The sequence below is a fragment of the Saccharomonospora iraqiensis subsp. paurometabolica YIM 90007 genome, from assembly GCF_000231035.2.
Lineage (GTDB): Bacteria > Actinomycetota > Actinomycetes > Mycobacteriales > Pseudonocardiaceae > Saccharomonospora > Saccharomonospora paurometabolica.
Genome location: NZ_KI912185.1, coordinates 5,860 through 14,500, shown reverse-complemented (window position 1 = coordinate 14,500; position 8,641 = coordinate 5,860). Strand labels below are relative to the sequence as shown.

Below are 8,641 nucleotides of genomic sequence, written 5' to 3'. Positions count from 1 at the left end.
AACAGCACCGGCGGGTGCGGGCAGACGGCGGCGGCGACGATCACAGCGGCCTCACGCCAGTCCCCGCACCGTGCGCGCCGGGGCGCGTTCGCCCGTGACCGCGGCGACCATGTCGAGCACCTGCCGGGTCTGGGCGACCTCGTGGACCCGGTAGACTCGGGCGCCGTGCCAGGCGCACACGGCGGTCGCCGCGAGCGTGCCGACCAGCCGCTGCCCGACCGGCTGGTCGAGGGTCTCGCCGACGAAGTCCTTGTTCGACAACGACACCAGCACCGGCCAGCCGGTGCCGGTCAGTTCGTCCAGCCTGCGGGTGATCTCCAGCGAGTGCCAGGTGTTCTTACCGAAGTCGTGCGCGGGGTCGATCAGCACGGCGGCCGGGTCGACACCCGCGTCGACGGCGGCGCGGGCCATGTCCGACGTGCGGGTGCGGACGTCGTCGACCACGTCGTCGTAGGCGACGCGGTGCGGCCGGGTACGCGGCGTCACACCGCCGGTGTGCGCGCACACCAGGGCCGCGCCGAACTCGGCGGCCACCCCGGCCAGGTCCGGGTCGTACCCACCCCAGGCGTCGTTGATCAGGTCCGCGCCCTCGGCGCACACCGCCCGCGCGACGTCGGCCCGCCAGGTGTCGACGCTGATCACCACGTCCGGGTGTTCGTCGCGGACGCGGGCGACGAAGTCCACGACCCGGCGCCGCTCCTCCGCGGCGTCCACCTCCGGACCCGGCGCGGCCTTGACACCCCCGATGTCGACGATGTCGGCGCCCTCGTCGACGACCTGCCGCACCCGGTCCCGGGCGGCGTCGTCGGTCCAGGTGGCGCCCCGGTCGTAGAAGGAGTCCGGCGTGCGGTTCACGATCGCCATCGTCAGCATCGCGTCGTCGGCGAACTCGTGCCGCCCGAGACGGAGCATGCGCACCCCTGTTCCTGCTGGACCTCGTCCGACCCCGGGGTGCCCGGCCGTGCGGCCGGGCACCACCCGGTGATCTTGCCATCATAGGCGGTCCACGGACGCGGGGTGCGTTGCCGGAGGCCGGTCCCCGGGACCGTCAGGCGTTCACCCGCTCGGGCAGGTGCGGCACCTCGGGGGCCGGACGCCGCGGACGCCCGGCGGTGCGGGCGTAGGTCGCGTACAGCGCCAGTCCCACGAAGGCGAGCCCGCCGACCAGGTTGCCGAGGACCGTCGGGAGTTCGTTCCAGACCAGGTAGTCGGTCACCGAGAAGTCCCCACCGAGCATCAGCCCGGTCGGGAACAGGAACATGTTCACGACCGAGTGTTCGAAGCCGAGGAAGAAGAACACCATGACCGGCATCCACATGGCGACGACCTTGCCCGGCAGCGACGTGGACATCAGGGCCCCGACCACACCCGTGGAGACCATCCAGTTGCACAACACGCCCCGCAGGAACAGGGTGAGCATCCCCGCGGCGCCGTGTTCGGCGTAGCCCACCGTGCGGTCCGCCCCGATCGACCCCAGCCGCTCCCCGACCGCGTCCGGCGGCACGGAGAAGCCGACGGTGAGGATCACCGACATCATCAGCGCCACGGTCAGGGCGCCCGCGAGGTTCCCGAGGAACACCAGACCCCAGTTCCGCAGCACCGCCCGTTTGCGCGCCCCCGGCCGTCCGTCCAGCCACGCCAGCGGGGCCAGCGTGAACACGCCGGTCAGCAGGTCGAAACCCAGCAGGTACAGCAGGCAGAACCCGACCGGGAACAGCACCGCCCCGGCCAGCGGACTGCCGGTCTCGACGGTGACGGTGACCGCGAAGGCGGCGGCGAGCGCGAGGATCGCGCCCGCCAGGTACGCGCGGATCAGGGTGTCCCGGGTCGACATCCGCAGTTTCGTCTCCCCGGCGTCGACCATCGCGCCGACGAACTCCGTCGGGCTCACGTACGACATGCGCTTCCCTCTCGTGTCCGGGTCCCGCGTGGTCGACACCGACCCGGCGGCGGGAGGCGCCGACCACGGTGTCCGCACGGAGCCTCGACGACGCGCGTTTCCGTGCCGTGACCGTGCGGAGGCCGGCGGGTCACGGTGTCCGCACCGCACGTCCGTGGTGTGAAAACCTCATTTCGGGTGGCTGCACCGGTGGCCGCGTCCCGCGGGTGCGCGCAGACTGACGGCGTCCGCCGTGTCCGCCGCAGTCCACGAAGGAGCACGAGGGAATGACCACCCCGATCATGAGCAGGGCCGAGGCCGCCGAGCTGGTCAAGGCGGCGCGGATCCGACGAGGCGTGTCCTGGTCGGCGATCGCCGGGGAGCTCGGTGCCCCGGTGGTGTGGACGACCGCGGCGCTGCTGGGGCAGCATCCGATGACGGCCGAGCAGGCCGGGCGGGTCTGCCGGATGCTCGATCTGGAGGAGTCCGTCGCGGAGAGTCTGCGGACCCGGCCCGCCCGCGGCACCGACGAGGCGCTGATGTCCGACCCGACGGTCTACCGGTTCGTCGAGGCGCTGTCGGTGTACGCGCCGGCGTTGAAGGAACTGGTGCACGAGGAGTTCGGCGACGGCATCATGAGCGCGATCAACTTCCGGGTCGACCTCGCGCGGCGCCCGGACCCGGAGGGCGACCGGGTGGTGGTCACCTTCGACGGGAAGTTCCTCGACTACAAGTGGTGAGTTCGCCCGTCCGGATCGGCCCCCGGCGGGTCCCGTCGATCACCGCCCCTCCCGCACCGCGGTAGACTGTGCGCGGGTTTCGGAAATGCCGAACATCCGCGACGACCGGTCTCCCGCACGCCGTGCGGGACGAAGGGGGCAGGCACGGTGGCCGACGCGTTCTCCGCCGCCGAGGAGCTGGCACTGACCCTCACCCGGGGCGGGATGCAGAAGATGACCTCGCGGGTGCTGGCGGCACTGCTGTTCAGCGAGCAGGAGACGATCACGGCCGGGGAGATCGCCGACCGGCTGGGTGCCTCGCCCGGGTCGGTCTCCGGCGCCCTCAAGTCGCTCGGCTCCGTGGGGCTGATCGAACGTGTCCCCGCCCCCGGGAGCCGCCGGACCCACTACCGCTTCCCCGACGACGGCTGGGCACGGCTCATGTCGACGCAGAACGCGATGATCGGGTACATGCGGGACGCGGCCGACCGCGGCCTCGACACGGTCGACGGCGACAGCCGGGCCCGGCGGCGGCTCAGCGAGATGCGGGACTTCTACGCCTACCTGATGCGGGAGCTGCCCGCGGTCATCGACCGCTGGTACGCCACCAGGGAGGACACCGGGAACCCCGACTGAGGGGTCCGCGGTGTCCTCCCGCGGGACGTCAGCGCAGGTCCCGGGCGTCGAACCACCGGAGGGCCACGGCGGTGACCAGGAGGCAGGCGACCGTGAGTACCGCCAGGTGTGTCCACTGGAAGCCGTACCGCAACGGCTCACCACCGAGGTAGTAGTAGAACGGTGACAGGCGGCGCAGCCACTCCGCGTCGAGCTGCGGACCGAAGGCGTCGAGCACGTACGACACGAGGCCCAGACCCGTCGTGGTGCCGAGAGCCGGCCCGTGCCGCACGCCCGCCGCGCCCAGCGCGACCGCCACGCAGCCGAACAACAGCGCGAGCATCGTGACCGCCACGGACTGCGCGGCGAAGCCGTAAATCGGCACCGCATCCAGGTCGGCCGCGTCCCGGATCACCAGCATCCCGGCGAACAGACCGAGCCCGATCACGCCGGCCCCGACGGCCAGCGCGCCGAGCCGCTCCAGCAACAGCCGCCTGCGGCTCACCGGGTGCGCGAGCAGCAGGCCCAGCAGGCCGTTCTCCTCGTCCCCGGCGACCGCCCGCGCCCCCATGGCCGCGCCGAAGAACACCACCAGCAGCGGCACGAGGATGCCGAACGGCGCGGACTGCAGGTACCCGGCGGCCGAGTCCAGGTCGTCGAAGCCGAAGGCCCCCCGCATCGCCTCCGGCACGGTGTCGGCCATCCCGGGCGACATCCGCGTGTGGAAGCTGCCGTAGAGCATCGCGAGCGCGGTGACGGCCACGACCCAGCCGAGCAGCGCACGGCGGTTGTCCCGCAGGAAGCGGGTGAGTACGTTACGCGGCCACACGGTCACCGGCCTCCTGTCCGTCGTAGTGCCGGAGGAACAGCTCCTCCAGGTCGGGTTCGCGGGCGGTCATCCGCGCCACGGTGTAGCGGGCGGCGGCCTTCACCAGCGGGTCGGTCGGGCCGGTGATGCCGCACCGCAGGGTGTTCCCGGTGAGCACGAGATCGGTCACACCCGGCAGGGCCCGGAAGACCCCGGGGTCGGGTGGGGTGGCGGGGTCGAAGTCGATGCGGACGTCGAGGGCCGCGTGCGCGCGCAGGTCGGCCAGCGTACCGAGGGAGACGAGCCGCCCCTCCCGGACGATCGCGACCCGGTCGGCGACCGCCTCGATCTCGCTGAGGACGTGCGAGGAGAGAAAGACCGTCCGTCCCTCCCGCCGTGCCTCGCGCACGAGTTCGAGGAAGACGCGCTGCGCGAGGGGGTCGAGGCCGGACGTCGGTTCGTCCAGGACGAGCAGCTCCGGCCGGTGCATCAGCGCCTGCACCAACCCCACCTTCCGCCGGTTGCCCGTGGACAGCTCCCCGATCCGGGCCGTGCGGTCGAGCCCCAGCCGCTCGGTGAGTTCGTCGACCGAGGACGGGTCCACCCCGCCGCGGAGAGCGGCGAGGAACGCCAGGCACTCGTCCACGGTCTGCCGCATCGGCAGCGCGGCGTCCCCGGCGAGATAGCCGACCCGCCGGTGGAGCGCGACGGCGTCGGTGCGCGGGTGGGCGCCCAGCACCCGGACCCGTCCGGAGGTCGGCCGGATCAGGTCGAGCAGCACCCGGATCGTCGTGGACTTACCCGCCCCGTTGGGGCCGAGGAACCCGAGCACCTCGCCCGTACGGACGTCGAGCGAGAGGTCGACGACGCCGCGGCGGTTCCCGTAGTTCTTGGTCAGGTTCTCGATCGTGATCGCCGCCCCGGGCTCCATCCCGCCACCTGCTCTCTTTTCGGAAATTTCCGAACTCACGAAAACGACGGTAGCAGCGACCACGGCCCGGGGGAAGACGCCGGAGCCCGCGAGCGATGTCGATCTGCTCGTCAGCCGGTGGTCGCGCGGCGCTCACGCCGACGTCACCCGCGTGCGGTTCGGTCCGGGGTGACCGACCGACCCTCGTGGGAGGACCGATGACAGACGAGACGCGCGAGACCGCCGCGGTCAACCGCAGGCGGTTCCTGGCGGGCACCGGCACGATCGGCGCCGCCGCCGCGCTGCACGCGCTCATGGGCAACACCGCCGCCCTCGCGGGTGGCCCCGGCGTGGGCAACAACCGGGGCGTGGTGGCTCCGGACAACGGGGGCTACGGCCCGTTGCGTCCGGCGCCCCCGCACGGCGAACTGCTCCTGCCGGACGGCTTCTCCTACGTCGCGTTCGGGCGGACGGGGTCACCCCTGTCGGACGGCGGGACCACCCCGGGACGGCACGACGGGCCGACGCCGACGGCCCGGTGGACCCGGTGCCGTACCGGGCGATGGGCCGGTTCACGCACGAGGCGGTGGCCGTGGACCCGGACACCGGGATCATCTACCAGACCGAGGACCGCGGCAGCTCCGGCCTCTACCGGTTCGTCCCGGACGTTCCGGGGAGACCGGCCGCGGGCGGACGGTTACAGATGCTGGCCGTCACGGGCCACCCGGGCCACGACACGCGCCAGGGGCAGCGGGCGGGCAGGCCACTGCCGGTGGAATGGGTGGACATCCCGGACGCGGATCCGGACAGCGACGACTCGCTGGCCGTGTTCCGGCAGGGCCGGCAGCGAGGCGGGGCCGTGTTCGCCCGGCTGGAGGGCGCCTGGTACGGGGACGGTTCGATCTTCGTCAACGCCACCAGCGGCGGGGACGCCGGCCTGGGACAGGTGTGGCAGTACCGGCCCACCGGTGCGGCGGGCGGACAGCTGATCCTGGTCTACGAATCCACCGACCCGGACCTGCTGCAGAGCCCGGACAACCTGTGTGTCTCCCCCACCAGCGGCGGCCTGGTGCTGTGCGAGGACGGCAGCGGTCCGGACATGCTGCGGGGGCTCACCCCGCGCGGGGAGATCTTCGACCTCGCCGCCCTGAACAGCGGCAACACCTGTGAGCTCGCCGGGGCGACGTTCAGCCCGGACGGGGAGGTGCTGTTCTTCAACGTCCAGACCCCGGGCGTGACCTACGCCGTCACCGGGCCCTGGTCCCGCGGCGCCCTGTGACGCCGTCCGGTCGGGACGGCCGCTTCCCCGGCCGTCCCGACCGGCTCCGGCGGCGTCACCGCACGGCCATCTCCCCGAGCTCGGACCAGTCGTCCTGGTCCACGTTGGTGTTGATCACCTTGGGCGTCTCCACCAGGTGCGGCGGCAGGGTGCGCTGCGCCTCGCGGAAGTGGTCCGCGTTGACGTGCGCCGCACCGGCCTCGCCGTCCCGGAAGGCCTCCACCAGCACGTAGACGTCGGGGTCCTCGATGCTGCGGGACCAGTCGAACCACAGGCACCCGGGCTCGCCGCGCGTGGCCCGGGTGAAGTCGGCCGCGATCTCGGGCCAGCGGTCCGCGTCCTCGTGCTTCACCCGGAACTTGGCGGTAATGAAGATCATCGCGTCTCCTCCCTCGATGCGGGCCCGCAGGGGCCCGGTCGTTCTGCGGCCCGGTCGAATCCCGACACCGTGCATTCTGCCGGACCCGACGACGGGTCCGGGTTCTGGACAGTCGTTTGGACATCTGTCAACCTGATCCACGCGAGCACGGTGACGGGAGGATCCAGCATGCCCGGCCCCACCACCGCGATCATCGGCGCGGGAATCAGCGGACTGACGGCGGGCAAGATGCTCGGTGACTACGGCGTGCCCTACACGTGTTTCGAGTCGTCGGACCGGATCGGCGGCAACTGGGCCTTCGGCAACCCGAACGGGCACAGCAGCGCCTACCGTTCGCTGCACATCGACACCTCGAAACACCAGCTGTCCCTGCGGGACTTCCCGATGCCGCGGCACTACCCGGACTTCCCGCACCACACCGAGATCCGGCAGTACCTGGAGGACTACGCCGCCGCCTTCGGACTGACCGACCGCATCGAGTTCGGCAACGCCGTCGAGCACGCCCGCAGGCTGCCGGACGGTGGCTGGGAACTGACGACCGGGCGGGGCGAGCGGCGGCGGTTCGACCTGCTGGTGGTGGCGAACGGGCACCACTGGGACCCGCGGTGGCCGGACTTCCCGGGCGAGTTCACCGGCACGCAGCTGCACTCGCACTCCTACATCGACCCGCGCACGCCGCTGGAGCTGTCCGGCAGGCGGATCCTTGTGGTCGGGCTCGGCAACAGCGCCGCCGACATCACCGTCGAGCTGTCGTCGCGGGCGCTGGACAACCGGGTGACGCTGTCCACGCGCTCCGGCGCCTGGATCGTGCCGAAGTACCTCGCGGGCACCCCCGCCGACACGTTCTACCGCACCTCCCCGTACCTCCCGCTGTCCTGGCAGCGCCGGCTGTTCCAGCTGTTCCAGCCGCTGACCGCGGGACGGCCGGAGAAGTACGGACTGCCGACGCCGAACCACCGGTTCTTCGAGGCGCACCCCACCCAGTCGGTCGAACTGCCGCTGCGCCTCGGGTCCGGTGACGTCGTGGCCAAGGGCGACGTCGCCCGGCTCGACGGGGACACGGTGTGGTTCACCGACGGCACCGCCGCGGACTTCGACGTGATCATTCACGCCACCGGCTACAACATCACGTTCCCGTTCTTCGACGAGACCTTTCTCAGCGCGCCCGGCAACCACCTGCCGCTGTACAAGCGGATGTTCCGCACCGGGCTGGACGATGTGGTGTTCGTCGGGTTCGCCCAGGCCACCCCGACGCTGTTCCCGTTCGTCGAGTGCCAGTCGCGGCTGCTCGCCGCCTACGCCGCCGGACAGTACCGTCCCCCGTCCGTGCCGGAGATGGAGCGGGTGATCGCCGCCGACGAACGGAAGTTCCTGGGCCACATGGTGCCCTCGGCACGGCACACCCAACAGGTGGACTACTTCCGCTACGAGCACGACCTGCGCACCCGGGAGCTCCCCGGGGCAGGCGGCGGGTGGCGAAACTCGGTCCGGCGCGGTTGGCGGGCCGCGTGCGCACCGACGACACCCGGGTGACCGGCCCCGGTCGGGGCGACGCGGCGGCATGACCGGACGCACGACCGACACCGCCGAAACACCCGGACGCCCCGGGTCCCCGACGTACCGGCGGGTCGGTTTCGACTCCGGCGGCACCCGGTGCGACGCGTGGCACGTCCCCGCCGCCGGCACCGGGCCGCCACCGGTGGGCGGGCGCCCCTGTGTGGTCATGGCGCACGGCCTCGGCGGGACGAAGGACTCGGGCCTGTGGCCGTTCGCCGAGGGGTTCTCGGCCGCGGGCCTGGACGTGCTGGCCTTCGACTACCGCGGGTTCGGGGCGAGCGACGGCACCCCACGGCAGACCGTGTCGGTGCGGGGGGCAGCCGGCGGACTACCGGGCCGCCCTGCGGACGGCGTCGACGTTGCCGGGGGTCGACCCGTCCGGGCTGGTGCTGTGGGGCGTGTCGCTGTCCGGCGGGCACGTGCTCGCCACGGCGGCCGGACGCACGGACGTCGCCGCGGTCGTGGCGCTGACCCCGTTCGTGGACGGGGTCGCCG

General features: G+C 72.4%; 9 protein-coding genes. 4 read left to right on the top strand and 5 right to left on the bottom strand.

Features of this window, described 5'->3' with window-relative positions:
- Positions 1 to 51: 51 nt before the first annotated feature.
- Together folP and SACPADRAFT_RS0200120 are read right to left on the bottom strand one after the other, a co-directional pair.
- The gene (gene folP, locus SACPADRAFT_RS0200125; protein WP_007025423.1) at positions 52 to 912 is read right to left on the bottom strand and encodes a dihydropteroate synthase; all 861 of its coding nucleotides are present in this window, start codon (positions 910 to 912) and stop codon (positions 52 to 54) included.
- A gap of 136 nt (positions 913 to 1,048) precedes the next feature.
- Positions 1,049 to 1,900, bottom strand: a complete 852-nt coding sequence (locus SACPADRAFT_RS0200120) for a formate/nitrite transporter family protein (RefSeq protein WP_007025422.1) — start codon at positions 1,898 to 1,900, stop codon at positions 1,049 to 1,051.
- A 266-nt stretch (positions 1,901 to 2,166) separates the two neighbouring features.
- Between SACPADRAFT_RS0200120 and cynS the strand changes: the two genes are divergently transcribed.
- Positions 2,167 to 2,619 carry a cyanase gene (cynS, locus tag SACPADRAFT_RS0200115; RefSeq protein ID WP_007025421.1) on the top strand — a complete coding sequence of 151 codons (453 nt, stop codon included), beginning with the start codon at positions 2,167 to 2,169 and terminating at the stop codon, positions 2,617 to 2,619.
- A 147-nt stretch (positions 2,620 to 2,766) separates the two neighbouring features.
- Positions 2,767 to 3,234, top strand: a complete 468-nt coding sequence (locus SACPADRAFT_RS0200110) for a GbsR/MarR family transcriptional regulator (RefSeq protein WP_007025420.1) — start codon at positions 2,767 to 2,769, stop codon at positions 3,232 to 3,234.
- A gap of 28 nt (positions 3,235 to 3,262) precedes the next feature.
- On the opposite strand, the gene SACPADRAFT_RS0200105 is transcribed toward SACPADRAFT_RS0200110, so the two are convergent.
- Both SACPADRAFT_RS0200105 and SACPADRAFT_RS0200100 read right to left on the bottom strand, forming a co-directional pair.
- Complete coding sequence (locus SACPADRAFT_RS0200105; protein WP_233357086.1) at positions 3,263 to 4,048, bottom strand: ABC transporter permease subunit; 786 nt, start codon at positions 4,046 to 4,048, stop codon at positions 3,263 to 3,265.
- A complete protein-coding gene (locus SACPADRAFT_RS0200100; protein WP_324604514.1) occupies positions 4,029 to 4,991 on the bottom strand; it encodes an ABC transporter ATP-binding protein in 963 nt (320 codons plus the stop codon). Before SACPADRAFT_RS0200100 ends, SACPADRAFT_RS0200105 begins: the two co-directional genes overlap by 20 nt.
- Before the next feature lie 487 nt (positions 4,992 to 5,478).
- On the opposite strand from SACPADRAFT_RS0200100, the gene SACPADRAFT_RS24425 reads away from it, so the two are divergent.
- Positions 5,479 to 6,210 carry an alkaline phosphatase PhoX gene (locus SACPADRAFT_RS24425; protein ID WP_007025417.1) on the top strand — a complete coding sequence of 244 codons (732 nt, stop codon included), beginning with the start codon at positions 5,479 to 5,481 and terminating at the stop codon, positions 6,208 to 6,210.
- A gap of 55 nt (positions 6,211 to 6,265) precedes the next feature.
- Here the strand turns inward: SACPADRAFT_RS24425 and SACPADRAFT_RS0200090 are convergent, their stop codons facing one another.
- Positions 6,266 to 6,589, bottom strand: coding sequence for a putative quinol monooxygenase (locus tag SACPADRAFT_RS0200090; RefSeq protein WP_007025416.1), 324 nt, complete (start codon positions 6,587 to 6,589; stop codon positions 6,266 to 6,268).
- A gap of 168 nt (positions 6,590 to 6,757) precedes the next feature.
- On the opposite strand from SACPADRAFT_RS0200090, the gene SACPADRAFT_RS24420 reads away from it, so the two are divergent.
- Positions 6,758 to 8,122, top strand: coding sequence for a flavin-containing monooxygenase (locus SACPADRAFT_RS24420; RefSeq protein ID WP_007025415.1), 1,365 nt, complete (start codon positions 6,758 to 6,760; stop codon positions 8,120 to 8,122).
- Positions 8,123 to 8,641: the final 519 nt, after the last annotated feature.

Excerpts from the sequence above, each read along its gene's own strand:
- folP (WP_007025423.1), bottom strand. The coding sequence starts at position 912 with ATGCTCCGTCTCGGGCGGCACGAGTTCGCCGACGACGCGATGCTGACG.
- SACPADRAFT_RS0200120 (WP_007025422.1), bottom strand. The coding sequence starts at position 1,900 with ATGTCGTACGTGAGCCCGACGGAGTTCGTCGGCGCGATGGTCGACGCC.
- cynS (WP_007025421.1), top strand. The coding sequence starts at position 2,167 with ATGACCACCCCGATCATGAGCAGGGCCGAGGCCGCCGAGCTGGTCAAG.
- SACPADRAFT_RS0200090 (WP_007025416.1), bottom strand. The coding sequence starts at position 6,589 with ATGATCTTCATTACCGCCAAGTTCCGGGTGAAGCACGAGGACGCGGAC.
- SACPADRAFT_RS24420 (WP_007025415.1), top strand. The coding sequence starts at position 6,758 with ATGCCCGGCCCCACCACCGCGATCATCGGCGCGGGAATCAGCGGACTG.